Consider the following 25,789-nt stretch of genomic DNA (forward strand, 5'->3'; position numbering starts at 1 on the left):
GGGTTAGACCTCGGCGAAGACCCGTTGCAGCCGCTGCAGGTCCTCGGGAGTGGTGACCTTGATGTTGTCCGCGCGGCCTTCGACCAGGCGCGGCGCATGCCCGGCCCACTCCATGGCCGAAGCCTCGTCGGTGATGGCGGCGCCCGCTGCCAGGCCGGCGCTCAGGGCGTCACGCAGGGCGCCGAGGCGAAACATCTGCGGCGTATAGGCCAGCCAGACCTGGCTGCGATCCACGGTCTCGCTCACCCGGCCATCGCGGCCGACGCGCTTGAGGGTATCCCGCGCCGGTACGCCCAGGAGGCCACCCACCGGGTCCTGGGCCAGCTCGGCCAGCAGCCGGTCGAGATCCTCGCGGTGGAGATTGGGCCGCGCGGCATCATGCACCAGCACCCAGTCACCGTCGGTGGCGCCCTGCTCGCTCAGCAGCAACAGGCCCCCCAGCACGGAGTCGGCCCGTTCGCGACCACCGGGGGCGCGCAGGATGCGGGCATCGCGGGCGCAGGCCAGCGTCGGCCACCAGGGGTCTTCCGGCGCCAGGCTCACCGCCAGGCCGCGCAGGCGCGGGTGGTCGAGAAAACAGTCGAGGGTGCGTTCCAGCAGGCTGCGGCCGCACAGGTCGAGGTATTGCTTGGGTCGGTCGGCACGCATCCGCGCACCCACGCCCGCGGCGGGGATGACCGCCCAGAAGGAAGGCAGAAGGGACATTATTTGGATTGCAGGAAAAGGGTTTCGCCTTGTTTGACCATGCCGAGTTCGTGGCGGGCACGCTCCTCGACGGTCTCCATGCCTTTCTTGAGCTCGACGACCTCAGCTTCGAGGATCTCGTTGCGCTCCAGCAGGCGCTTGTTCTCACCATTCTGGTCGGCGATCTGCTGCTTGAGTTCGCGCACCTGGGCGAAGCTGCCATCACCGACCCACAGGCGATACTGAAGACCGCCGAGCAGCAGAAGCAGGAAGGGGAACAGCCAGTAGGGACTTCGCATGGGAGATAACGGATTCGCGGACGGCGGATGCCGCAAAGGCGGCGGCAGAGACGAAAACAGGATAGAAGCCCAGCTCTACGCTTGTAAACTGGGCATCTATCCTGTGGTCCGTCGGACGTGGCGGGAGGCGATGACGCGAGTCATCGCCTCCGCGGTCGCACAGCTCTTAGCTGCGGAACTCGGCACGACCGCGGTAAGGCGCCTTGGCACCCAGCTGCTCTTCGATGCGCAGCAGCTGGTTGTACTTGGAGACGCGGTCGGAACGGCACAGCGAACCGGTCTTGATCTGACCGGCGGCGGTACCCACGGCCAGGTCGGCGATGGTGGAGTCCTCGGTCTCGCCGCTGCGGTGCGAGATCACCGCGGTGTAGCCGGCGGCCTTGGCCATCTGGATGGCTTCCAGGGTCTCGGTCAGGGAGCCGATCTGGTTGAACTTGATCAGGATCGAGTTACCGATGCCCTTCTCGATGCCTTCCTTGAGGATCTTGGTGTTGGTGACGAACAGGTCGTCGCCCACCAGCTGCACCTTGCTGCCGATCTTGTCGGTCAGGGCCTTCCAGCCAGCCCAGTCGGACTCGTCCATGCCGTCTTCGATGGAGATGATCGGGAATTGCTCGGTCAGCCCGGCCAGGTAGTCGGCGAAACCGTTGGCGTCGAAGGCCTTGCCCTCGCCGGACAGGTCGTACTGGCCGTCCTTGTAGAACTCGCTGGAGGCGCAGTCCAGGGCCAGGGTCACGTCGGTGCCCAGTGCGTAGCCGGCGTTCTTCACCGCTTCGGCGATGGCCGCCAGGGCGTCGGCGTTGGAGGCCAGGTTCGGCGCGAAGCCGCCTTCGTCACCCACGGAGGTGCTCAGGCCACGGGCCTTGAGCACGGCTTTGAGGTGATGGAAGATCTCGGCACCCACGCGCAGGGCGTCGGCAAAGCTCTTGGCGCCGACCGGCTGGACCATGAATTCCTGGATGTCGACGTTGTTGTCGGCATGCTCGCCGCCATTGATGATGTTCATCATCGGCACCGGCATGGAGTACTGACCGGGGGTGCCGTTCAGGTTGGCGATGTGGGCGTAGAGCGGCAGGTCCTGGTCTTCGGCAGCGGCCTTGGCGGCCGCCAGGGACACGGCCAGGATGGCGTTGGCGCCCAGCTTGGCCTTGTTGTCGGTACCGTCCAGCTCGATCATGGCGCGGTCCAGGGCCTTCTGGTCGCTCGGATCCTTGCCCAGCAGCAGGTCGCGGATCGGGCCGTTGATGTTGCCCACGGCCTTCAGCACGCCCTTGCCCAGGTAGCGGCTCTTGTCGCCGTCGCGCAGCTCCAGTGCCTCGCGCGAACCGGTGGACGCGCCGGACGGCGCGGTGGCGCGACCGACGATACCATTGTCCAGGATCACGTCCGCTTCAACGGTGGGGTTGCCGCGGGAATCCAGGACCTCACGTCCCTTGATGTCGACGATGTTAGCCATTTTTGTATCGATCTCCATGTTACCGGTCATTGACGGATCAGCCTTCGGCTGCGCCTGGGCCTTTTGGTTCAGCCGCCGCTTAGGCAGTTTCGATCGGCGTGAACGACTTCACCAGCTCGTCCAGCGCCTTGAGCTGGGCCAGGAAGGGCTCCAGCTTCTCCAGGCGCAGGGCACAGGGGCCGTCGCACTTGGCATGTTCGGGATCCGGATGGGCTTCGAGGAACAGACCGGCCAGGCCCTGGCTCATGCCGGCCTTGGCCAGGTCGGTGACCTGGGCGCGGCGGCCGCCGGCGGAGTCGGCACGCCCGCCCGGCATCTGCAGGGCATGGGTCACGTCGAAGAACACCGGGTAGCCGAAGCTCTTCATGATGCCGAAGCCGAGCATGTCGACCACCAGGTTGTTGTAGCCGAAAGAGGAGCCCCGCTCGCAGAGGATCAGCTGGTCGTTGCCGGCTTCTTCGCACTTGGCGAGGATGTGCTTCATCTCCTGGGGCGCGAGGAACTGGGCCTTCTTGATGTTGATCACGGCGTCGGTCTTGGCCATGGCCACCACCAGGTCGGTCTGCCGCGAAAGAAAGGCCGGCAGCTGGATGATGTCGCACACCGCCGCCACCGGAGCCGCCTGGTAAGGCTCGTGGACGTCGGTGATCACCGGCATGCCGAAGGTGGCCTTGAGCTCTTCGAAGATGCGCAGGCCGGCTTCCATGCCCGGACCGCGATAGCTGGTCACCGAGGAGCGGTTGGCCTTGTCGAAGCTGGCCTTGAAGACATAGGGGATGCCCAGCTTCTCGGTCACCTTGACGTATTGCTCGCACACCTGCATGGCCAGGTCGCGGGATTCCAGCACGTTCATGCCGCCGAACAGCACGAAGGGCTTGTCGTTGGCGATCTCGATGTTGCCGACGCGGACGATCTTCTGCACGGTCATGCTCAATCCTTCTTGGCGTAACGCAGGGCGGCGTTGACGAAGCCGCTGAACAGCGGATGGCCGTCACGCGGGGTGGAGGTGAACTCCGGGTGGAACTGGCAGGCGACGAACCAGGGATGATCCGGGGCCTCCACCACTTCCACCAGGGCGCCGTCGCCCGAGCGACCAGAGATCTTCAGGCCGGCGGCCTGGATCTGCGGCAGCAGGTTGTTGTTGACCTCGTAGCGGTGACGATGGCGCTCGACGATGACGTCCTGGCCGTAGCAGTCGTGCACCAGGGTGCCGGCGCTGAGCTGGCACTCCTGGGCACCCAGGCGCATGGTGCCGCCCAGGTCGGAGCCTTCGGTACGGATCTCGGTGGCGCCGGTGGCGTCCTGCCACTCGGTGATCAGGCCGACCACCGGGTGGCCGCTGGCCTTGTCGAATTCGGTGGAGTTGGCGTCTTTCCAGCCCAGCACGTTACGGGCGAATTCGATGACCGCCACCTGCATGCCCAGGCAGATGCCCAGGTAGGGAATCTTGTTCTCGCGGGCGTACTGCACGGTGGCGATCTTGCCTTCCACGCCGCGCAGGCCGAAGCCGCCGGGGACCAGGATGGCGTCCACGCCCTTGAGCAGATGGGTGCCCTGCTGCTCGATGTGCTCGGAGTCGATATAGCGCAGGTTGACCTTGGTGCGGCTCTGGATGCCGGCGTGGGTCATGGCCTCGATCAGCGACTTGTAGGCGTCGAGCAGTTCCATGTACTTGCCGACCATAGCGATGGTGACTTCCTGCGCGGGGTTGAGCTTGGCGTCCACCACGCGATCCCACTCGGACAGATCGGCCGGCTTGCACTCCAGGCCGAAGCGCTCGACGACGAACTCGTCCAGGCCCTGGGCGTGCAGCACGGAGGGAATGCGGTAGATGGTGTCGACGTCTTCCAGGGAGATGACCGCGCGCTCTTCGACGTTGGTGAAGAGGGCGATCTTGCGCCGCGAGGAGCTGTCGACGGTGTGGTCGGAACGGCAGATCAGCACATCGGGCTGCAGGCCGATGGAGCGCAGTTCCTTGACCGAATGCTGGGTCGGCTTGGTCTTGGTCTCGCCGGCGGTGGCGATGTAGGGCACCAGGGTCAGGTGCATCAGCATGGCGCGGCGCGCCCCGATCTCCACCCGCAACTGGCGGATGGCTTCGAGGAAGGGCTGCGACTCGATGTCGCCGACGGTACCGCCGATCTCCACCAGGGCCACGTCGGCATCGCCGGCGCCCTTGATGATGCGCCGCTTGATCTCGTCGGTGATGTGCGGGATCACCTGCACGGTGGCGCCCAGGTAGTCGCCACGACGCTCCTTGCGCAGGACGTCCATGTAGATGCGACCGGTGGTGAAGTTGTTGTTCTGGGTCACGGTGGTGCGGATGAACCGCTCGTAGTGACCCAGGTCCAGGTCGGTCTCGGCGCCGTCATGGGTGACGAACACCTCGCCGTGCTGGAAGGGGCTCATGGTGCCGGGATCCACGTTGATGTAGGGATCCAGCTTGAGCATGGTGACCTTCAGCCCTCTCGCTTCCAGAATGGCGCCCAAGGAGGCCGAGGCGATGCCTTTCCCCAAAGAAGAAACAACACCGCCCGTGACGAAAATAAAGCGCGTCATGAAAATTCCTAGAATCTGCGTTGAGGCGGAGAGCCGCCGATGAAAGCGAGAGCGGTCGGCCTGGCGCCGGACCAATGCACACCGTCCACTCGGGGCGAGCGGAAAATGCGGTATAAGACGGGAGCGTAGTCTAGCCTAAAGGTCATCCCAGCTCAAACCCACCCATGCCGTCTGCGGGCTGCCACTCAAGCCGCCCTCCCTCTGGCAGAGCACTCAGACCGGGCAGATTGGCCACGGCCAGCAGTTCGTCGCCTCGCCAGAGCAGCGGCAAACGGCCGCGCAGAAAAGGCGGGACCTCCCGTTCATTGAGCAGGCGCTTGAGATCGCGAAGGCCGCGACCGGGTACGACCAGCCGCTCGCCCCCCTGGCGATAGCCGATCCGCCAACCGGCTTCGGCGCCCTGCCCAGTGAAGATCAGACGACCATTGCCCCTCAGCTCCAGGGTGCTGACCTGAGCGGCGATCGCCTGCGGCGACGGCCTGACCTGCCAGGCGTCCGGCACCCACCAGATCCGTCCTGCTCCACGGCGCACACTGCCGCCTTCGAGGCGCCAGACGGGATCGCTGGCCGCGCCCGCCTCGCGCACCGCCTGCCAGCCGGCCCAATGGGCGCTGTCGGGTTGGCGCGTCAGCGCATCCAGCCAGGCGCGCAGGGCATTGCGCTGGCGGGCTGCGCTCAAGCTCTGCAAGGGGGCCAGGGCCAGACTGGGCAAGGGAATCCAGGAGAAAGGCTGTTCGCCGAGGCGCGCTCGCTGCAGATCCAGGCTGGCCAGTTCGCCGAGCAGTTCGTCGGCTTCGGCCAGGTGACGGCCGCTGCGCGCCATGACCTGATCGACCCCCGGCCAGCGCTGGCGCAGCCGTGGCAGCACCTCATGCCTCAGGTAATTGCGATCCAGCCCGGTATCGGCATTGCTGGGGTCTTCGATCCAGTCCAGCCCTTCGGCTTCGGCATAGGCCAGCAGTGCGGCACGGGGCTCGTCCAGCAGCGGGCGCCAGAGGCGACCGGCCGCCAGCGACCGGGTCTCAGGCATGCCGGCCAGGCCCTTCACACCTGCGCCGCGTACCAGCCGCTGCAACAGGGTCTCCAGCTGATCGTCGCGATGCTGGCCCAGCACCAGGCAGCCATCGGCAGGCAGCACCTGCGTGAAGGCGGCATAGCGCGCCTCGCGGGCAGCCCGTTCGAGACTGGCGGCGCCATCGGCGCGGACGTGCAGGATATCGAGAGGAATGGCCAGCGCTTGGCAGACCCGGGTGCAATGCGCGACCCAGGCATCCGCCGCGGCCTGCAGGCCGTGGTGCACATGCACCGCCTGCAGGTCGGCCAGCAGCCCGCGCGCACGTAGTTGCGCGAAAAGGTGCAGCAGAACGGTGGAGTCGAGTCCGCCGGAAAAACCCACCCGCCAATGACGGGTGGGCGGCTGCCGCTCCAGGCGGGCGTGCAACCGGTCCAGCAGACTCATAGCAGCGGTATCAGGAAATGCCGTAGCTCATCAGGCGCTTGTAACGACGGTCCAGCAGCGCCGGCAGGTCGTAGCCCTTGAGTTCATCCAGCTGCTCCAGCAGTGCGCTGCGCAGGCTATTGGCCATGGTCTGGGGATCGCGGTGGGCGCCACCCAGGGGCTCGTCGATCACCTGGTCGACGATGTTCAGGCTCTTCAGTCGCTCGGCGGTGATGCCCATGGCCTCGGCGGCATCGGGCGCCTTCTCGGCGGTCTTCCACAGAATCGAGGCGCAACCTTCCGGCGAGATCACCGAGTAGGTGGAATGCTGCAGCATGTTGAGCTGGTCGCAGACGCCGATGGCCAGGGCGCCACCGGAACCACCCTCGCCGATCACGGTGGCGATGATGGGGGTCTTCAGGCGCGCCATGACCCGCAGGTTCCAGGCGATGGCCTCGCTCTGGCCGCGCTCTTCGGCGTCGATGCCCGGGTAGGCGCCGGGGGTGTCGATGAAGGTCAGGATCGGCATCTTGAAGCGTTCGGCCATTTCCATCAGGCGGCAGGCCTTGCGATAGCCTTCCGGACGCGGCATGCCGAAGTTGCGGCGGACCTTCTCGCGCACTTCACGGCCCTTCTGGTGACCGATGATCATCACCGGACGGCCTTCCAGGCGGGCGATGCCACCGACGATGGCGGGATCGTCGGCGAAGTGGCGATCACCGTGCAGCTCTTCGAAATCGCTGAACAGGTAGCTGATGTAGTCGAGGGTGTAGGGACGCAGCGGATGCCGGGCCAGACGGGCCACCTGCCAGCTGGACAGGTCGCTGAAGATGCTCTTGGTGAGCGCCTGACTCTTCTCCTGCAACCGGGCGATCTCGTCACTGATGTTCAGCGCATTGTCGTTACCGACCAGTCGAAGTTCTTCGATCTTGGCCTGGAGATCGGCGATAGGCTGTTCGAAATCGAGATAGTTCGGGTTCATGGGCATCCGTTAGTGCAATCTAGAGCCAGGGGCCGGGGCGCCTACCTTAAGGGATCGGACGGGACAGGTCGAGACTCCTGCCACGTCACCGGCACCCGCCGCTGGCGAGGGTTGGGACGGAGCGCACGAGGCGCTCGGACTTAACGATAGTTCAGAAAGACGTTCTCCCTGCCGAACTGGTCACGCAGGGTTTGAATCAGGCCATCGGCCGGGTCGATCCGGTAGTTCTCGCCAAACTGCAGCAGCGCCCGCGCGGTGGGCCCCTGGTAGTCGATGGTGACCGGACAGGCGCCACGATGGCGACCGCACAACTCGCCCAGCCAGCGCAGCCGATCGCCGGCCAGCGCCTCGCTGCGCACGGCGATCCTGAGGCTTTCCGCCAGGGCGGTACGGGCTTCCTCCAGCCCCAGCACCCGCTTGGCGCGCAGGCGCAGGCCACCGGAGAAGTCGTCCTGGCTGACCTCGCCCTCGACGATCACCAGGGCATCGGTCTGCAGCAGCGCCTGGGCGGCATTGAAGGCCTCGGCGAACAGCGAGGCCTCGATGCGCCCGGAGCGATCGTCCAGGGTGACGAAGCCCATCTTGTCGCCACGCTTGTTCTTCATCACCCGCAGGTTGACGATCAGCCCGGCCACGGTCTGGGTTTCGCGCGACGGCTTGAGGTCGACGATGCGCTGGCGCGCCAGGCGGCGCACCTCGCCTTCGTATTCCTCGATGGGGTGACCGGTCAGGTACAGCCCCAGGGTCTCCTTCTCGCCGCGCAGACGCTCCTTGAGATTGAGCTCGCGGGCACGCCGGTGGTTGGCATAGACGTCGGCCTCGGGTTCGGCGAAGACGCCGCCGAAGAGGTCCACGTGACCACTGTTGTGGCTGCGGGCAGTCTGCTCGGCGGAGGCGATGGCCTCTTCCATGGCGGCCAGCAGCACGGCGCGATTCTGGTCGATGGTCGCCTGATAGGCCTTGATCTCGTCATGGTAGTGCGGGCCCAGGCGGTCCAGGGCACCGGAGCGGATCAGGGCTTCCAGGGTGCGCTTGTTGATGCGCTTGAGATCCACCCGCGCGCAGAAGTCGAAGAGGTCCTTGAAGGGCCCTTCGGCACGCGCCTCGACGATGGCCTCCACCGGCCCCTCGCCCACGCCCTTGATGGCACCCAGGCCATAGACGATGCGCCCGCCGTCGTTCACGGTGAACTTGAACTCGGAGATGTTCACGTCCGGCGTGTCGATGCGCAGCTTCATGTGGCGGCATTCCTCGATGAGGATCACCACCTTGTCGGTGTTGTGCATGTCCGCCGACAGCACCGCGGCCATGAAGGGCGCCGGGTAATGGGTCTTCAGCCAGGCGGTCTGGTAGGACACCAGGCCGTAGGCGGCCGAGTGCGACTTGTTGAAGCCGTAACCGGCGAATTTCTCCACCAGGTCGAAGATGTTGCCGGCCAGCTCGCCATCGATGCCGTTGTTGGCGCAGCCCTCGATGAAGCCACCGCGCTGCTTGGCCATCTCCTCGGGCTTCTTCTTGCCCATGGCCCGGCGCAGCATGTCCGCCTGGCCGAGGGTGTAGCCGCCCATGACCTGGGCGATCTGCATCACCTGTTCCTGGTAGAGGATGATGCCGTAGGTGGGCGCCAGCACCGGCTGCAGGCCGTCGTACTGGTAGTCCGGATGCGGATAGGCCAGCTCGGCGCGGCCGTGCTTGCGGTTGATGAAGTCGTCCACCATGCCCGACTGCAGCGGACCGGGGCGGAACAGCGCCACCAGGGCGATGAGGTCTTCCAGGCAGTCCGGCTTGAGCTTCTTGATCAGCTCCTTCATGCCGCGGGATTCCAGCTGGAAGACGGCGGTGGTCTCGGCCTTCTGCAGCAGGGCGTAGGTCGGCTTGTCGTCCAGCGGGATGAAGTCGATGTTGATCGGCTCCAGGTCCTGCTTGGCTTGCTCGCGGTTGATCGTCTCCAGCGCCCACTTGATGATGGTCAGGGTGCGCAGGCCGAGGAAGTCGAACTTGACCAGACCGGCCTGCTCGACGTCGTCCTTGTCGAACTGGGTCACCAGGCCGTTGCCGTCCTCGTCGCAGGCGATGGGCGAGAAGTCGGTCAGCTTGGTCGGCGCGATCACCACGCCCCCGGCGTGCTTGCCGGTCCCGCGGGTGATGCCCTCGAGCTTGAGGGCCATGTCCCAGATTTCCTTGGCGTCCTCGTCGGTCGCCAGGAAGTCGCGCAGCACCTCTTCCTGCTCGAAGGCCTTCTGCAGGGTCATGCCCACTTCGAAGGGGATCATCTTCGACAGGCGATCGGCCAGGCCATAGGACTTGCCCTGCACCCGCGCCACGTCGCGCACCACCGCCTTGGCGGCCATGGTGCCGAAGGTGATGATCTGGCTCACCGCCTCGCGACCATAGAGATCGGCCACGTATTCGATCACCCGGTCGCGCCCGTCCATGCAGAAGTCGACGTCGAAGTCGGGCATGGAGATCCGTTCGGGGTTGAGGAAGCGCTCGAACAGCAGGTCGTAGGCCAGCGGATCGAGGTCGGTGATCTTGAGTACGTAGGCGACCAGGGAGCCGGCACCCGAGCCCCGGCCGGGGCCGACCGGCACGCCGTTGTTCTTCGCCCACTTGATGAAGTCCATCACGATGAGGAAGTAACCGGGGAAGCCCATCTGGATGATGATGTCGAGTTCGAAGTTGAGTCGGTCGACGTACTCCTGGCGCTTCTCTTCGTAATTCGGCGTGGTCTCCCGCGGCCAGAGCACGGCCAGGCGCTCTTCCAGGCCCTCGAAGGACACATGGCGCAGGTAATCGTTGATGGTCATCCCGTTGGGAATCGGGAAGTTGGGCAGGAAGTACTTGCCCAGCTGGATCTCGATATTGCAGCGCTTGGCGATCTCGACGGTGTTTTCTAGCGCCTCGGGCAGGTCGCTGAACAGCTCGGCCATCTCGGCCGCCGACTTCAGGTACTGCTGGTCGCTGTACTTGCGCTCGCGACGGGGATCGTCCAGCGGACGGCCCTCGCCGATGCAGACGCGGGTCTCGTGAGCCTCGAAGTCCTCGGCCTTGAGAAAGCGCACGTCGTTGGTCGCCACCAGGGCGCCCCCGCAGCGATCGGCCAGGGCCACGGCGGCATGCAGGTGCTCCTCGTCACCGACTCGCTCGGTGCGCTGCACCTCCAGATAGAAGCGATCCTGGAAGACCTGCTGCCATTCCTCGAACAGCTGATCGGCCAGGGCCAGATCGCCTTCGAGCAGCGCCAGGCCGATCTCGCCTTCCTTGGAACCGGACAGGGCGATCAGGCCTTCGCTGGCGGCCTTCACCCAGTCGCGCTGGATAACGATCTGGCCATCCTGCTGACCTTCCTGGAAGCCCCGCGACAGCAGCTCGGTGAGGTTGCGATAACCCTTGGCGTTCATGACCAGCAGGGTCATGCGGCTCAGCGGCGCATCGCCATCGCGACCGGCCAGCCAGATGTCGGCGCCGGCGATGGGCTTGATCCCGGCACCCATGGCGGCCTTGTAGAACTTGACCAGCGAGCAGAGGTTGCCCTGGTCGGTCACCGCCACGGCCGGCATCCCGGCCGCTTCGGCGGCCTTGACCAGCCCCTTCACCCGCACGATCCCGTCGACCAGGGAGTATTCCGTGTGCAGGCGCAGGTGGACGAAGGATGCGGACATGGCAGAGACCCCTTGATGCATGAGGCGCGAGATTGTACTGGATTGTCGACCCGGGGTCAGACCGCCGCGACGGCCGTCAGTAGGTCGCGATGATCTGGGTGGAGGCCTGGGTCTCGAGGGCGTGCCAGGCGTCACGCACCGGCGCGAAGGAACGCCGATGGATGGGCGTGGGCCCCAGGCGCCTGAGCGCGTCCAGGTGTTCGGCGGTGGGATAGCCCTTGTGCCCGGCCAGGCCATAGCCCGGATAGAGGGCATCCAGCGCCTGCATCTCGCGATCGCGGGTCACCTTGGCCAGGATGGAGGCCGCGGCGATCGCCGGGACCTGGCTGTCGCCCTTCACCACCGGTGAACTGGGCACCGCCAGCCTGGGACAGCGATTGCCATCGATCAGGGCCAGCCGCGGCTGCACCCTCAGGCCTTCCACCGCACGCTGCATGGCCAGCATGGTGGCGTGCAGGATGTTGAGCTGGTCGATCTCGGCGACCTCGGCACGGGCCACGCACCAGGCCAGGGCCTTTTCCTGGATCTCGTCGAACAGGGCTTCGCGGCGCGTCAGCGACAGCTTCTTCGAATCGTTCAGGCCGAGGATGGGCTTGCCCGGATCGAGGATCACCGCGGCCGTGACCACGGCGCCGCACAGCGGACCGCGGCCGACTTCGTCGACCCCGGCGACCAGCGCCTCGACCAGGTTGAAATCTAGGCCCAGTTGCATCAGCTGCGCGACCGCAGGAGATCCAGCACGGCAGCGGCCGCCTGCACCGAGGCATCGCGCCTCAGGCTGTGATGGATGGCCGCGAAGCTGTCGGTCTGCTGCTCCGGCTGTTCCAGCAACGGCAGGAGTTCGGCCACCAGCCGTTCCGGCGTCGCCTCGTGCTGGATCAGCTCGGGCACCAGCTTGCGCCCGGCCAGCAGGTTCGGCAGCGAAATGTAGGGACTCTTCACCAGCTGCTTGAGGATCAGATAGGTCAGGGGCGCCACCCGATAGGCGACCACCATGGGTCGCTTGAACAGCAGCGTCTCCAGGGTCGCGGTGCCCGAGGCGATCAGCACGCCATCACAGGCGGCCAGCACCTCATGGGAACGGCCATCGGTCAGCAGCAGCGGCAAGGGCGGCCGCCCTTCCAGCAGCTGCTCCACCTGCGCCCGCCGCGCGGCATTGGCACAGGGCAACACGAAGCGCATATCGGGACGCACAGCCAGCAACTGGGCGGCCGCGTCGAGGAACAGCGCCCCCAGGCGCCCCACTTCGCCACCGCGGCTGCCGGGCAGCAGGGCGACGACCTGCCCCTCTTCCGGCAAACCCAGGGCCTGCCTAGCCGCCAGGCGGTCGTTGTCCAGCGCAATGGTGTCGGCCAGCGGATGGCCGACGAAGCGCACCGGCACCTGCTGCTCTTCGTAGAAGCGCGCCTCGAAGGGGAACAGGGTCAGCATCAGGTCGCAGCCGTCGCGGATCTTCAATACGCGCTTCTGCCGCCAGGCCCAGACCGAGGGGCTGACGTAATGCACCGCGGGAATGCCCGCGCGATGCAGCTGGGCTTCGATCTCGAGAACGAAGTCCGGGGCATCGATACCGATGAAGACATCGGGACGGGCGCCGAGCAACCCGGCGATCAGCGTCTTGCGCCGACCCAGGAGTTCACGCAGGCGGCCGAGCACCTCGACCAGCCCCATGACCGCCAGGCGCTCCATGGGAAACTCGGACACCAGGCCCTCGGCTTCCATCCGCGGACCGCCCACCCCCATGAAGGAGATATTCGGGTGTTGCTCACGCAGCGCCTGCATCAGGCCGGCGCCCAGCAGATCACCCGACGCCTCCCCTGCCACCAGCGCCACGCGCAGCGGGCGCTGGGCGAACTCAGCGGGTGATGCCACGCGTCGCACTCAGGATGGAATCGCGGAAGACCGCCACTTCGGGAAACTGCTGAGCCACCGGCTCCAGCTCGCGCAGGGCATCATCGACGGTCAGGCCCTGGCGGTAGACCACCTTGTAGGCGCGGCGCAACTCCTTGATGGCTTCGGCCGAGAAACCCCGACGGCGCATGCCTTCGAAGTTCATGCTGCGGGCTTCGGCCGGATTGCCGAACACCGTGACATAGGCCGGAACATCCTTGCCGATGGCCGTGCCCATGCCGGAAAAGCTGTGGGCGCCGATGCGGCAGAACTGATGCACCAGGGTATAGCCGGACAGGATCGCCCAGTCATCGACGTGCACGTGCCCGGCAAGGGCCGTGTTGTTGACCAGGATGCAGTGATTGCCGATCACGCTGTCATGCCCGATGTGCACATAGGCCATCAGCAGATTGTGATCGCCAATGGTCGTCTCTTCCCGATCCTGCACGGTACCGCGATGGATGGTGACCCCTTCGCGAATGGTGTTGTGATCGCCGATCCGCAGCCGGGTCGGTTCGCCCTGATACTTGAGGTCAGGGGTGTCCTCGCCGATCGACGAGAACTGGAAGATACGATTGTGACGCCCGATCACGGTCGGCCCCTTGAGGATGACGTGAGGGCCGACGACGGTCCCCTCGCCAATCTCGACATCGGGCCCGATGATCGACCAGGGGCCGACCTGGACATCGGCAGCGAGCCGTGCCTGGGGGTCGACGATAGCCCTGGGGTCGATCAACGTCATAGCTTGCGTTCCGCACAGATGATTTCAGCCGAGCAGACCGGCTTGTCGTCCACACTGGCGTGGCATTCGAATTTCCAGATACCGCGCTTGGTGCTGATGAAGCGAGCGTCGAGCATCAGCTGATCACCCGGCGTCACCGGCTGGCGAAAACGCAGCTTATCCGATCCGACGAAGTAGTACAGGGTGCCATCGGCCGGCGAGGAATTCATCATCTTGAAGCCGAGCACGCCGGCGGCCTGCGCCATGGCCTCGACGATCAGCACGCCCGGCATGATGGGGTGCTGGGGAAAATGGCCGGTGAAGAACGGTTCGTTGATGCTGACGTTCTTGTAGGCACGAATGCGCTTGGCTTCGATATCCAGCTCCAGCACGCGATCCACCAACAGAAAGGGATAGCGATGCGGGAGATATTCACGGATCTCGTTGATGTCCATCATGGTCGGGGAAGGCCTGTTAAGAAAGGGGGAACATCCGATGCAGAATCAAGCATCAGAAGCAGCGTCATCCCGCGAGGTCACGGTAGCAACGATTTTTTCCAGATGTTGCAGACGGCGGGCCATGTCGTCGAGGTGACGAATCCGCGCGGCACTCTTCTTCCATTCACCGGCCGGCTGCATGGCCGTACCGGAGGAATAGGCGCCGGGCTCGGTAATCGAGCGAGTCACCATGGTCATACCGGTGACGAACACGTGGTCGCACACCTCGATATGACCGACCATGCCCACGCCACCGGCGATGGTGCAGTGTTTGCCGATCTTGGTACTGCCAGAGATGCCGACGCAGGCGGCCATGGCGGTGTGCTCACCGACCTGGACGTTGTGCGCGATCATGATCTGGTTGTCGAGCTTGACGCCATTGCTGATGACCGTGTTCGCCAGCGCGCCGCGGTCGATGGTAGTGTTGGCACCGATCTCGACGTCGTCGCCGATCAGCACGCCACCCAGCTGGGCAATCTTCTGCCACTGGCCGCGCTCATTGGCGAAGCCGAAGCCTTCGGCGCCGATCACGGCACCGGATTGCACGACGGCGCGCGCGCCGATGGTCACGTCGTGATAGAGCGTGACCCGCGGTGCCAGCCAGCTGTCGGCGCCGATGACGCTGCGCGCACCCACCACGCAGTGAGCGCCGAGGCTGACGCCTGCGCCAATGCATGCCTGTGCTTCGATCACCACATAGGGACCGATGGCCGCAGTCGGATCGACCTGGGCATCCGCCGCGACCAGCGCCGTGGGATGGATGCCCGCCGCACTGCGCGGCTTGCGATCGAACAGGTGGGAAAGCCGCGCGTAGGCCAGATAGGGATTCGCCAGGATCAGGGCATCGCCGGCAAACCCGTCGGCGTCCTTTTCCGTCAGCAGCACGGCCCCGGCCTGGGTATCGGCCAGGTAGCGGCGGTACTGCGGATTGGCGAGAAAACTCAACTGGTCAGGACCGGCCTCGGGCAAGGTAGCCAGACCGGTGACCAGGCGCTCGGGCGAACCGCGTAACTCCACGGTCAACTGGCGGCTGTCCAGCCACTGCGCCAGTTCGCCCAGCGTAAAGGTGCTATGACTCATCAACGACCCGCGTTCATGCGCTCGATGACCTGGCGCGTGATGTCGTATTGCGGCTTCACGTCAACCACGGCGCCACGCTCGAGCACCAGATCGTAATCACCCTTCTTCAGCACCTCTTCCACGGCCTTGTCCAGGCGCGGCTTGAGCAGCTTGAGCATGTCGCGATCCGATGCGGCCTTGGCGTCGTTGAGTTCCTTGGACTGGAACTGGAAGTCACGGGCCTTCTGGCGGAAGTCGTTCTCCAGGCGGGTGCGATCGGCCTGGGCCATCTTGTCACCGCCCTTGTTGAGCTTGTCCTGGATATCCTTGGCGGAGCTTTCCAGACCCTTGAGCTTGTTCAGCTGGGGACCGAACTTCTTCTCGGAATCCACCGCGTACTTCTTGGCGGCATCGGATTCCAGCAGGGCCATCTGGTAGTTCAGGACAGCGATCTTGGTATCGGCGAAAACCGGAGCGGCAACGAGAACGGCAGCGAACAGAGCGTAACGGGTGTACTTGTGCACAGTTGACTCCTGCGTAGAGCGCAAAGGTGTTGCCTGGGTCAGAACGTCTGACCCAGCGAGAACTGGAAGACCTGTGGATCGGAATTGCTCGGCTTCTTGACCGGGACGCCCAGGCTGAAGCTCAGCGGGCCCAGGGCGGTAACCCAGGTCACACCGACGCCGACGGAACTGGCCATGTTGGAGAAGCTGATGTCTCCGCAATTCTTGGTTCCATCCTGACCATCGGGCGTCTTGTAGCAATTGCCCGTCGAGAACACGTTACCCACGTCCCAGAACAACACGGTGCGCAGGGATTTCTGATCCTTCACGAAGGGTAGCGGGAAGAGATACTCCACACCGCCGGTGATGAGCACGTTGCCACCGAAAGCTTCGGACTTGTCACGATCGCGGTAGCCCTGACCCTTTCCACTAAATGTTGGCGGATCCCTAGGCGGGGTAGTACGCGGACCCAAGCTGCTGTCCTCGAAGCCCCGTACCGAGTTGAAACCACCGGCGTAGTAGTTCTCATAGAACGGCAGGCCGTCGGTGCTGCCATAGCTGTCGCCATAGCCCAGCTCGGTATGGAAGCGCAGTGCAGTATTGTCGGTCAGCGGGGTAAACAGCTGGCCGCGATAGTCGAGCTTGTAGAAGCTCAGGTCACTGCCCGGGATGGTGATCTGGCCGGTCATGCTCTGAGAGGCACCACGGGTCGGCAGCACACCACGGTTCAGCGTCGAGCTCGACCAGCCGATGCTGGCCTTGAAGTTGGTGAAATCCTTACCTTCGCGGTCTACGAAATCGTAAATCTCGTCGGCGCTGTAGGTACCGGGATTGATCTCGTCGTTCTGCACGCTCAGACCATAGGTCAAGCGCGAGGTCTCGCTGATCGGATAGCCCAGAGTGACACCGGTACCCAGGCTGTTGATCGAGTAGTAGGAGACATCGCTGTCGTACAGTTTGCTGTAGTCGGTGCTGCGATAGAAGATGTTGTAGCCCAGGCTCACGCCATCCGGCGTGAAGTAGGGATCGGTGAAGCTGAAGTTGTAGCGACTCTGGTACTGGGAACGGGTCAGACCGATGCTGACCTGGTTGCCGGTGCCCAGGAAGTTGTTCTGGCTGATGGAACCACCGAGGATCAGACCGGCGCTCTGGGCGAAGCCGATGCTGGCGGTGATGGAGCCCGACGGCTGCTCTTCGACGTTGTAGTTGACGTCGACCATGTCGTCGGTACCAGGTACCTGGGGCGTCTCGACCTTGACTTCCTTGAAGTAGCCCAGGCGCTCGAGGCGGGTCTTGGACTGGTCGATGAGATAGGTGGAAGCCCAACCGCCTTCCATCTGGCGCATCTCGCGACGCAGCACCTCGTCCTCGGTCTTGGTGTTGCCGCGGAAGTTGATGCGATTGACGTAGGCACGCTTGCCCGGATCGACCACATAGGTCAGGGACACGCTGTGGTCGTCGTCATGGGGCTCGGGCAGGCCGTTGACGTTGGCGAAGGTATAGCCTTCGTTGCCCAGCCGGCGGGTGATCAGATCCGAGGTGCTGGTCATGACCTTGCGCGAAAAGACCTGGCCCGGCTGGACCAGCATCAGTTTGCGCAGCTCTTCCTCCGGCACCTTGAGGTCGCCGGACAGCTTGACCTCACGAACGGTGTACTTCTGCCCTTCGTTGACGTTGACCGTGATGTAGACGTGCTTCTTGTCGGGCGTGATGGACACCTGGGTCGAGGTGATGTCCATGTTGATGTAGCCACGATCCAGGTAATAGGAGCGCAGGCGCTCGAGGTCACCTGACAACTTTTCCCGGGAGTACTTGTCATCGTTACGGAAGAACGACAACCAGTTGCTCGGCTTGAGCTCGAACAACGAGGTCAGGTCGTCCTCGGCGAAGACCGTGTTGCCCACCACGTTGACGTGGGAGATGGTCGCGACCTCGCCCTCGTTGATGGTGATCTTCAGCTGCACCCGGTTACGGGGCTGAGGGACCACTTCGGCATCGATGCTGGCGGAATAACGGCCCTGGGCGACGTACTGGCGCAGCAACTCGTTGCGCACGCCTTCCAGCGTCGCACGCTGGAAGATCTCGCCTTCGGCGAGACCGGCCTGCTTGAGACCCTTCATCAGGTCGTCGCTGGAGATCGCCTTGTTGCCTTCCAGGGTGATGCTGGAAATGGAGGGACGCTCGACCAGGTTCACGACCAGGACGTTACCGTCACGACCCAGCTGGATGTCCTGGAAGAATCCGGTACGGAAGAGCGAGCGCGAGGCTTCGGCCAGCTTGTTGTCGTCGACCGACTCGCCGACGTTGAGCGGCAGGGCACCGAAGACGCTGCCGGACGATACTCGTTGCAGTCCGTTGACGCGGATATCGGAGATGGTGAAGGACTCGGCGTGTACCTCGCCGATCATCAGCGCGGCTATTACCGCAGGTAGCAGCAGGCGTTTCATGAGTCCCTTTTATTCCAACTGGCAAATAAAGAATCTGCCGCACGGGGCGGCAGATTCGGCAATCAGCAGAGTGTCAGAGGCGACCAAGGTCATTGACCAAGGCCAGCAGCATCACACCCACGACGAGGCTAATACCGATCTGCATGCCCCATGTCTGTACACGCTCGGACAAGGGCCGCCCGCGAATCCACTCGACGAAGTAGAAGACCAGATGACCACCGTCGAGCACAGGGATAGGCAACAGATTCAGAACCCCCAGGCTTATGCTCAGGTACGCCAGAAAATTGAGGAAATCCCCCAGGCCTGACTGAGCTGAAGCGCCCGCCACTTTAGCAATGGTTATCGGCCCGCTCAAGTTTTTTACCGACAGCTCTCCCAAGAGCATCTTCTTCAGGGAAACCAGCGTCAGCACGCTCATCTGCCAGGTTCGGCTGATACCTTCGCCCACGGCAGCCACGGGTCCATAGCTGATTTCGCGAACCATTTCCGCTGGCCACTTGACCGGCGCCACACCCGCGCCAAGGTAACCGGTCTCGGTGGAGTCGACGCGCCGCGCGCCCAGGCGCAGGGTCAGGTCCCGCTGCTGGCCCGCGCGCTCATAGGCCAGCCTGACCTGCTGACCGGGGTGCGCCCGCACCCAGTCCACGGCCTGTTGCCAGTCGCCGATAGGGGTATCGTTCAAGGCGATCAGGCGGTCTCCCGCTTGCAGGCCGGCGGCTTTCGCCGGACCGGCCGGATCCAGCTCGGCGAAGATCGCAGGAATCTGCGGCCGCCAGGGCTTCAGGCCCAGAGCCTGGATCGGATCCGGATCTTCCGCACCGCGCAGCCAGGCATCGAGCTGGATGACGGTGCTCTGCTCGGCGGTGGTGTCCGGTACCCGGTAGCTCAGGCGCAGCGGACCGCTTTCACCCAGGCGATCGACCAGACGCAGATTGACCGCCGACCAGCTATCCACCGCTGCATCATCGACCGCGGTCAACTCCGCACCGACCGGAATGCCTGCGCTGGCAGCCGGGGTATCGGGCGTGATCGCCCCCACGACCGGGCGCGGCTGCTGAGAGCCAAGCATGGCCAGCAGCCAGAAGAACAGGATGGCGAGCAGGAAGTTGGCGATCGGGCCGGCGGCGACGATGGCGATACGCTGGCGGACCGTCTTGCGATTGAAGGCCGCATGCTGCTCTTCGGGCGCCACCGGCGCTTCGCGCTCGTCCAGCATCTTCACATAGCCGCCCAACGGGATCGCGGCCACCACGAATTCGGTGCCGCGGCGGTCGTGCCAGCGCAGCAGCGGCTTGCCGAAGCCTACGGAAAAGCGCAGGACCTTGACGCCGCAACGGCGCGCCGTCCAGAAATGGCCATACTCGTGGATGGTCACCAGGACGCCCAGGGCGATCAGGGTTCCCATAATCGTATAAAGGATGGACATTGGCTGCCTCCGCTACCTCAGTGTGCAGATTCTGCGGACTCGCAGGCCAGGTGTCGAGGCGCGGGATCAGCGTCTCGACAGCCACTCACGAGCCAGCTGCCGAGCGGTGCTATCGGCCGCGAAGACCGCAGCGAGATCAGTGGCCGCACCGGGCTCGACACCCTGGAGTACCGACTCGATCAGCAGGGGAATTTCGGTGAAGCCCAGCCGGCCTTCGAGAAAGGCTTCGACGGCGACCTCGTTGGCGGCATTGAGCGTCGCCGGCATGCAACCACCCGCCTGAGCCGCCTCTCGCGCCAGGCGCAGGCAGGGAAAGCGATCTTCGTCGGGCCGCTCGAAGTCGAGTCGGCCGATCTCGAACAGATCCAGCGCCGAAACACCGGAATCGATCCGCTCGGGCCAGGCCAGGGCATGGGCGATCGGGGTGCGCATATCGGGATTGCCCAGCTGGGCCAGCACCGAACCATCCACGTAGTCCACCAGCGAATGGATCACGCTCTGGGGATGGATGACCACCTCGACCTGCTCTGGCGTCGCCTCGAACAGCCAGCAGGCCTCGATCAGCTCCAGTCCCTTGTTCATCAGGGTCGCGGAATCCACCGAAATCTTGCGACCCATGGACCACTTGGGATGGGCACAGGCCTGGTCCGGTGTCACCCCAGCCAGCTGCTCGGCCGGCGTCTCGCGGAACGGCCCACCCGAGGCGGTAAGCAGGATACGCCTTACGCCCTTGCGTGCCAGTCCGGGCGTCGCCGGATCGGCCAGGCACTGGAAGATGGCATTGTGCTCGCTGTCGATGGGCAGCAGGGTCGCGCCACTGGCCTGCACCGCCTCGATGAAGAGCGCGCCGCTCATGACCAGGGCTTCCTTGTTGGCCAGCAGCACGCGCTTGCCGGCCTTGACCGCGGCCAGCGTCGGCTTCAGACCCGCCGCGCCGACAATCGCCGCCATGACGGTATCGACCTCCGGGTGAGCAGCGATGGCCTCCAGGCCACCCTCCCCCACCAGGATCTCGGGGCGCAGCTCGACGTCGTGCAGCAGACTGGCCAGCTGCTCGGCGGAGGCCTGGTCCGGCACGGCCGCATAGACCGGCTGGAAACGCCGGCAAAGGTCAGCCAGCTCCTTCAGCCGACGATGTCCGCTGAGGGCGAAGATGCGATAGCGGTCAGGGTGCCGGGCCACGACATCCAGGGTGCTGGCGCCGATGGAGCCGGTCGCACCCAGCACGCACAGCTGCTGGAGACTCACTGAACACCCCAGCCAGCCCACCAGAGCAGCAGGGCGAACAGCGGAACGGCGGCCGTGAGGCTGTCGATGCGATCCAGCACGCCGCCGTGTCCCGGCAGCAACTGACTGCTGTCCTTGAGTCCGGCCTGGCGCTTGAACATGCTCTCGGTGAGATCGCCGACCACGGAGATCAGCACCACGCAGGCGGCGCCGATGAGCGCTTGCAAGAGGTCACCCAGGCCCCAGCCACGGACCAGGCCGAGCACCAGGGTCGCCACCAGCGCGGCGGCCAGGCCGCCATAAAGGCCTTCCCAGCTCTTGCCCGGACTCACGGCCGGCGCCAGCTTGCGCTTGCCGAAGGCCCGTCCGGAGAAATAGGCGAAGATGTCGGCCAGCCACACCAGCATCATCACTTCGAGAATCAGCAGATTGCCACCCGGTGCCGCCTTGAGCAGCATCAGCCCCTGCCACGCCGGAACCAGCACCACCAGACCGATCAGCAGACGTCGCCAGGAAGCCTGCCAGGCCCGGGCGCTGTCGGGATAGGTGAGCACCAGCACGGTCGCATAGAGCCACCAGGCCAGACTGATGAACAGCAGGCCATGGGCACCACCGGGCAACCACCAGCAGAGCAACAGCGCCAGCGCGACCACGGCGGCATAGGCGCAGCGCAACGGCTGGGTTTCCAGACCCGCCAGGCGCGCCCACTCCCAGGCGCCCAGGACCACGACCGCACCGATGAACAGGGCGAAGGTCGCCCCTTCCAGCCAGAAAAATCCGGCCAGGGCGATGGGCAGGAGCACCATCGCCGTGATAACTCGCTGCTTCAGCATTAGGCGCGTAGCTCCGCTTCCACCTGTTCGCAGGTCCGACCGAACCGCCGCTGGCGGGTGGCGAAGTCGGCCAGCGCGGCATGCATGGCCTCGTGCTTGAAGTCCGGCCAGAACAGGTCGGAGAAATACAGCTCGGCATAGGCGATCTGCCAGAGCAGGAAGTTGCTCACCCGCCGCTCGCCGCCGGTGCGGATGCACAGATCGGGCAATGGCAGGTCGGCCGTCGCCAGACGGCCCTGCAACAGCTCGGGGGTGATCTCACCCGGCTGCAGCGTGCCCTGCTGGACCTGCAGCGCCAGCTGCTGGGCGGCCTGGGTGATGTCCCACTGCCCCCCGTAGTTCGCGGCGATCTGCAGCACGAACCGGGTGTGATGGGCAGTGAGTGCCTCGACTTCCGCCATGGCCGCCTGCAGTTCCGGATGGAACAGCGAGCGATCGCCGATGATACGCAGCCGGATGCCGTTCTGATGCAGCTTCTTGGCCTCCCGCCGCAGGGCGGACAGGAAGAGCTCCATCAGGGCGCCGACCTCGTCGGCCGGACGCCGCCAGTTCTCGCTGGAGAAGGCGAACAGCGTCAGCACCTCGACGCCCGCATCGCCGCACACCTCGATGACGGCGCGCACGGCGTCCACTCCGGCCTTGTGACCGGCGACGCCCGGCAGCAGCCGACGGCGCGCCCAGCGATTGTTCCCATCCATGATGATCGCCACGTGACGCGGCACCACCTTGCCTGGCTTGCTCATGCCCATGTTACGTCCCAACCGTTGTCAAACAGCCATCAAGTCGGCTTCCTTGGCCTCCAGAGCCTTGTCCACCTCGGCGACGAATTTATCAGTCAGCTTCTGGACTTCATCCTGAGCGCGACGATCCTCGTCTTCACTGATTTCCTTTTCCTTGAGCAGATCCTTGAGCTGAGCCAGGGCATCGCGGCGGATGTTGCGCACGGAAACGCGCGCCTGCTCGGCCTCGGAACGCGCCTGCTTGGTGAAGCCCTTGCGGGTCTCTTCGGTCAGCGCCGGCATCGGCACGCGAATGGTGGTGCCGGCAGTGGCCGGATTGAGGCCCAGGTCGGAGGTCATGATGGCCTTCTCGACTGCCTGGATCATGCTCTTGTCGAACACGCTCAGGGCCAGGGTCCGCGAATCCTCGACGGTGACGTTGGCCACCTGACGCAGCGGAGTGTCGCTGCCGTAGTAGGACACCATGACGCTATCCAGGATGCTCGGATGAGCGCGTCCGGTACGGATCTTGGCAAAGGCGTGGCCCAGGGCTTCCAGGGTCTTGGTCATGCGCGTCTGCGCATCCTTCTTGATCTCGTTGATCATGCTGCTCCCTCCTCGATCAGGGTGCCCTCACCTCCGCCCACCACGATGTTGAGCAGGGCGCCGGGCTTGTTCATGTTGAAAACCCGCAGGGGCATGTTGTGATCACGGCAGAGACAGATGGCCGTGAGATCCATGACACCCAGCTTGCGGTCGAGCACCTCGTCGTAGGTCAGACGCTCGAATTTTTCGGCGTTGGGATCCTTGAAGGGATCTGCCGTGTATACACCATCCACCTTGGTGGCCTTGAGCACCAGATCGGCTTCGACCTCAATGGCCCGCAGGCAGGCGGCGGAATCGGTGGTGAAGAACGGATTGCCGGTGCCGGCAGAGAAGATGACGACTTCGCCGTCCTTCAACTGACGCAGGGCCTTGCGGCGATCGTACTGGTCGGTCACGCCGACCATGGAGATGGCGGACATCACCGTGGCGGGAATATTGGAACGCTCGAGCGCGTCGCGCATGGCCAGGGCGTTCATCACGGTAGCCAGCATGCCCATGTGGTCGCCGGTCACCCGGTCCATACCCACGGCGGACAGCGCCGCACCGCGGAACAGGTTGCCACCGCCGATCACCAGACCGACCTGGACACCGATGCCCACCAGTTGGCCGATCTCCAGCGACATCCGATCCAGCACCTTCGGATCGATCCCGAAGTCTTCACTTCCCATCAGGGCTTCGCCACTGAGCTTCAGCAGAATACGCTTGTAACGGGGTTGGCGACCACTCATCTGCTGTGCCATTCACTCTCTCCTGTGGCGATGAACATGTGCGGGGGATTTTGATCCAGCGATAGGAAAGCGCAACCGCAGTTGCGTTCACTCCAATCGGCAAAAAACTCCTTGGAAGACCAGAAATCAGACCTGCCTTCCAATTTGACAAAGAGGCCGCGCGCTCGAAGCGGGCGGCCTCCTGGTCAACGGCGGATGCCGGTCTTACTGCTTGCTGGCAGCCAGCTGGGCAGCGACTTCGGCAGCGAAGTCGACTTCAGCCTTCTCGATGCCTTCGCCCACTTCGTAACGCACGAAGGAAACGATTTCGGCGCCGGCTTTCTTGGCCAGTTCACCGACCTTGACTTCCGGATCCTTGATGAAGGGCTGCTCAACCAGGCTGGCTTCGGCCAGGAACTTGTTGATACGACCCTTGACCATGTTCTCCACGATGTTTTCCGGCTTGCCGGCGATCTTGTCGGCATTCAGCGCCAGGAAAATTTCCTTTTCCTTGGCGACGGCTTCTTCGGAAACCTGGGAGGGATTCAGGAACTGGGGGTTGCTCGCCGCGACGTGCATGGCGATTTCCTTGGCCAGTTCGGCGGTGCCACCCTGCAGGGTAACGACCACACCGATGCGGTGACCGTGGAGATAGGCGCCAACGACATCGCCTTCGACACGGGTCAGGCGGCGGATGTTGACGTTCTCGCCGCACTTGGCGACCAGAGCCTCACGGGCGCTTTCCTGAGCGGCGATCAGCGGAGCGGCATCGCTCATCTTCTCGGCGAAGGCCTTGTCCAGGCTGGCGGCGACGAAGCCCTTGAAGTCGTCCTGCAGAGCCAGGAAATCGGTCTGAGAGTTGACTTCGATGATGACGGCAGCCTTGTTGTCGTCAGCGACCTTGACCGCGATGGAGCCTTCGGCAGCCACGTTACCGGCCTTCTTGGCAGCCTTGATGGCACCAGCGGCACGCATGTCGTCGATGGCTTTCTCGATGTCGCCACCGGCAGCGGTCAGGGCCTTCTTGCAATCCATCATGCCTTGGCCGGTGCGCTCGCGCAGTTCTTTGACCAGGGCTGCAGTGATTTCTGCCATGTTTGAAATCCTCTTGAATCGGTTTCGAGGTCACTCCGCACGCAGGCGGAGCCAATGAAACGCCAGTAGGCAAAAAGGGGGCTAGGCCCCCTTCTCGCACGTCGAACCGCTCGACCCTAGGGTCGAAATGCTCAGCCCTCGACGGCTTCGGCAGCGGGTTCTTCGACGAATTGCTCGTTGGCACCGCCGTTGCTGCCACCACGGATCACGGCATCGGCAACGCTGCTCAGGTACAGAGTAACGGCGCGGAAGGCGTCATCGTTGCCGGGGATGATGTAGTCAACACCTTCCGGGCTGCTGTTGGTATCGACGACGCCGATGACCGGGATGCCCAGCTTGTTGGCTTCGGTGATGGCGATGCGCTCGTGGTCAACGTCGATCACGAACAGGGCATCCGGCAGACCGCCCATGTCCTTGATACCACCCAGGCTGCGCTCGAGCTTCTCGAGGTCACGGGTGCGCATCAGGGCTTCTTTCTTGGTCAGCTTGTCGAAAGTACCGTCCTGGGACTGAACTTCCAGATCGCGCAGACGCTTGATCGAGGCACGGATGGTCTTGTAGTTGGTCAGCATGCCGCCCAACCAGCGATGGTCAACGAAGGGCTGACCGCAACGCGCGGCTTCTTCGCGAACGATCTTGCCGGCAGCGCGCTTGGTGCCGACGAACAGGATCTTGTTCTTGCCGGACGCCAGGCGCTCAACGAAGGTCAGGGCCTCGTTGAACATCGGCAGGGTCTTTTCGAGGTTGATGATGTGGATCTTGTTACGCGCGCCGAAGATGTACTTGCCCATCTTCGGGTTCCAGTAACGGGTTTGGTGGCCGAAATGCACGCCGGCTTTCAGCATGTCACGCATGGAGACTTGAGACATTTAGATGTTCCTCGTAGTCGGGTTGGGCCTCCACGCATCCCAATGACCAACTTCCCATCGGGAAGCACCCAGGTCATCGTGTCGATGCGTGTGTGGGGTTAGGAGCGCTG

At 64.3% G+C, this 25,789-nt stretch carries 23 protein-coding genes; all 23 read right to left on the bottom strand.

Annotation, left to right across the window (positions count from 1 at the left end; translation table 11 throughout):
* Positions 1–3: 3 nt before the first annotated feature.
* Complete coding sequence (ispD, locus tag FHR73_RS10755) at positions 4–705, bottom strand: 2-C-methyl-D-erythritol 4-phosphate cytidylyltransferase (RefSeq protein ID WP_183631036.1); 702 nt, start codon at positions 703–705, stop codon at positions 4–6.
* On the bottom strand, positions 705–983 hold the full coding sequence (locus FHR73_RS10760; RefSeq protein ID WP_007159473.1) for a septum formation initiator family protein: 279 nt from the start codon (positions 981–983) through the stop codon (positions 705–707). The genes ispD and FHR73_RS10760 overlap by 1 nt, the downstream gene beginning before the upstream one ends.
* 166 nt (positions 984–1,149) lie before the next feature.
* Complete coding sequence (gene eno, locus FHR73_RS10765; protein ID WP_183631037.1) at positions 1,150–2,439, bottom strand: phosphopyruvate hydratase; 1,290 nt, start codon at positions 2,437–2,439, stop codon at positions 1,150–1,152.
* Between the two features lie 79 nt (positions 2,440–2,518).
* Positions 2,519–3,367: a 3-deoxy-8-phosphooctulonate synthase gene (gene kdsA / locus FHR73_RS10770; RefSeq protein ID WP_183631039.1), complete on the bottom strand. Its 849-nt coding sequence runs from the start codon at positions 3,365–3,367 to the stop codon at positions 2,519–2,521.
* Between the two features lie 2 nt (positions 3,368–3,369).
* On the bottom strand, positions 3,370–4,998 hold the full coding sequence (locus tag FHR73_RS10775) for a CTP synthase (RefSeq protein ID WP_183631040.1): 1,629 nt from the start codon (positions 4,996–4,998) through the stop codon (positions 3,370–3,372).
* A 142-nt stretch (positions 4,999–5,140) separates the two neighbouring features.
* Positions 5,141–6,457: a tRNA lysidine(34) synthetase TilS gene (gene tilS / locus FHR73_RS10780; protein ID WP_183631047.1), complete on the bottom strand. Its 1,317-nt coding sequence runs from the start codon at positions 6,455–6,457 to the stop codon at positions 5,141–5,143.
* A 10-nt stretch (positions 6,458–6,467) separates the two neighbouring features.
* On the bottom strand, positions 6,468–7,418 hold the full coding sequence (locus FHR73_RS10785; protein WP_133859810.1) for an acetyl-CoA carboxylase carboxyltransferase subunit alpha: 951 nt from the start codon (positions 7,416–7,418) through the stop codon (positions 6,468–6,470).
* Positions 7,419–7,558: 140 nt separating this feature from the next.
* Complete coding sequence (dnaE, locus tag FHR73_RS10790; protein ID WP_183631049.1) at positions 7,559–11,080, bottom strand: DNA polymerase III subunit alpha; 3,522 nt, start codon at positions 11,078–11,080, stop codon at positions 7,559–7,561.
* A gap of 76 nt (positions 11,081–11,156) precedes the next feature.
* Positions 11,157–11,792: a ribonuclease HII gene (gene rnhB, locus FHR73_RS10795; RefSeq protein WP_183631051.1), complete on the bottom strand. Its 636-nt coding sequence runs from the start codon at positions 11,790–11,792 to the stop codon at positions 11,157–11,159.
* Positions 11,792–12,919 (bottom strand): lipid-A-disaccharide synthase, encoded by a 1,128-nt coding sequence (gene lpxB, locus FHR73_RS10800; RefSeq protein WP_183631556.1) that lies wholly within the window; start codon positions 12,917–12,919, stop codon positions 11,792–11,794. The genes rnhB and lpxB overlap by 1 nt, the downstream gene beginning before the upstream one ends.
* Before the next feature lie 16 nt (positions 12,920–12,935).
* Entirely contained in the window at positions 12,936–13,712 is a 777-nt protein-coding gene (gene lpxA / locus FHR73_RS10805; RefSeq protein WP_183631053.1) for an acyl-ACP--UDP-N-acetylglucosamine O-acyltransferase, read from the bottom strand.
* Complete coding sequence (gene fabZ / locus FHR73_RS10810) at positions 13,709–14,149, bottom strand: 3-hydroxyacyl-ACP dehydratase FabZ (RefSeq protein WP_007159483.1); 441 nt, start codon at positions 14,147–14,149, stop codon at positions 13,709–13,711. Before fabZ ends, lpxA begins: the two co-directional genes overlap by 4 nt.
* A gap of 45 nt (positions 14,150–14,194) precedes the next feature.
* On the bottom strand, positions 14,195–15,268 hold the full coding sequence (gene lpxD / locus FHR73_RS10815; protein ID WP_409258674.1) for a UDP-3-O-(3-hydroxymyristoyl)glucosamine N-acyltransferase: 1,074 nt from the start codon (positions 15,266–15,268) through the stop codon (positions 14,195–14,197).
* Positions 15,268–15,771 (bottom strand): OmpH family outer membrane protein, encoded by a 504-nt coding sequence (locus FHR73_RS10820; RefSeq protein WP_133859814.1) that lies wholly within the window; start codon positions 15,769–15,771, stop codon positions 15,268–15,270. The genes lpxD and FHR73_RS10820 overlap by 1 nt, the downstream gene beginning before the upstream one ends.
* Before the next feature lie 38 nt (positions 15,772–15,809).
* A complete protein-coding gene (gene bamA, locus FHR73_RS10825; RefSeq protein WP_183631055.1) occupies positions 15,810–18,197 on the bottom strand; it encodes an outer membrane protein assembly factor BamA in 2,388 nt (795 codons plus the stop codon).
* A gap of 73 nt (positions 18,198–18,270) precedes the next feature.
* Positions 18,271–19,623: a sigma E protease regulator RseP gene (rseP, locus tag FHR73_RS10830; RefSeq protein WP_183631057.1), complete on the bottom strand. Its 1,353-nt coding sequence runs from the start codon at positions 19,621–19,623 to the stop codon at positions 18,271–18,273.
* A 66-nt stretch (positions 19,624–19,689) separates the two neighbouring features.
* A complete protein-coding gene (gene ispC, locus FHR73_RS10835) occupies positions 19,690–20,871 on the bottom strand; it encodes a 1-deoxy-D-xylulose-5-phosphate reductoisomerase (protein ID WP_183631059.1) in 1,182 nt (393 codons plus the stop codon).
* Positions 20,868–21,683: a phosphatidate cytidylyltransferase gene (locus FHR73_RS10840; RefSeq protein ID WP_183631061.1), complete on the bottom strand. Its 816-nt coding sequence runs from the start codon at positions 21,681–21,683 to the stop codon at positions 20,868–20,870. Before FHR73_RS10840 ends, ispC begins: the two co-directional genes overlap by 4 nt.
* Positions 21,683–22,432, bottom strand: coding sequence for a polyprenyl diphosphate synthase (uppS, locus tag FHR73_RS10845; protein ID WP_183631063.1), 750 nt, complete (start codon positions 22,430–22,432; stop codon positions 21,683–21,685). The genes FHR73_RS10840 and uppS overlap by 1 nt, the downstream gene beginning before the upstream one ends.
* 18 nt (positions 22,433–22,450) lie before the next feature.
* Entirely contained in the window at positions 22,451–23,008 is a 558-nt protein-coding gene (frr, locus tag FHR73_RS10850) for a ribosome recycling factor (protein WP_133859819.1), read from the bottom strand.
* Complete coding sequence (gene pyrH / locus FHR73_RS10855; RefSeq protein WP_017639054.1) at positions 23,005–23,748, bottom strand: UMP kinase; 744 nt, start codon at positions 23,746–23,748, stop codon at positions 23,005–23,007. Before pyrH ends, frr begins: the two co-directional genes overlap by 4 nt.
* 192 nt (positions 23,749–23,940) lie before the next feature.
* Positions 23,941–24,810, bottom strand: coding sequence for a translation elongation factor Ts (gene tsf / locus FHR73_RS10860; RefSeq protein WP_183631065.1), 870 nt, complete (start codon positions 24,808–24,810; stop codon positions 23,941–23,943).
* Between the two features lie 131 nt (positions 24,811–24,941).
* Positions 24,942–25,679 carry a 30S ribosomal protein S2 gene (gene rpsB / locus FHR73_RS10865; protein WP_183631067.1) on the bottom strand — a complete coding sequence of 246 codons (738 nt, stop codon included), beginning with the start codon at positions 25,677–25,679 and terminating at the stop codon, positions 24,942–24,944.
* Positions 25,680–25,789: the final 110 nt, after the last annotated feature.

Origin of the sequence: Pseudomonas sp. AS2.8 (assembly GCF_014190935.1) — a bacterium.
Lineage (GTDB): Bacteria > Pseudomonadota > Gammaproteobacteria > Pseudomonadales > Pseudomonadaceae > Chryseomonas.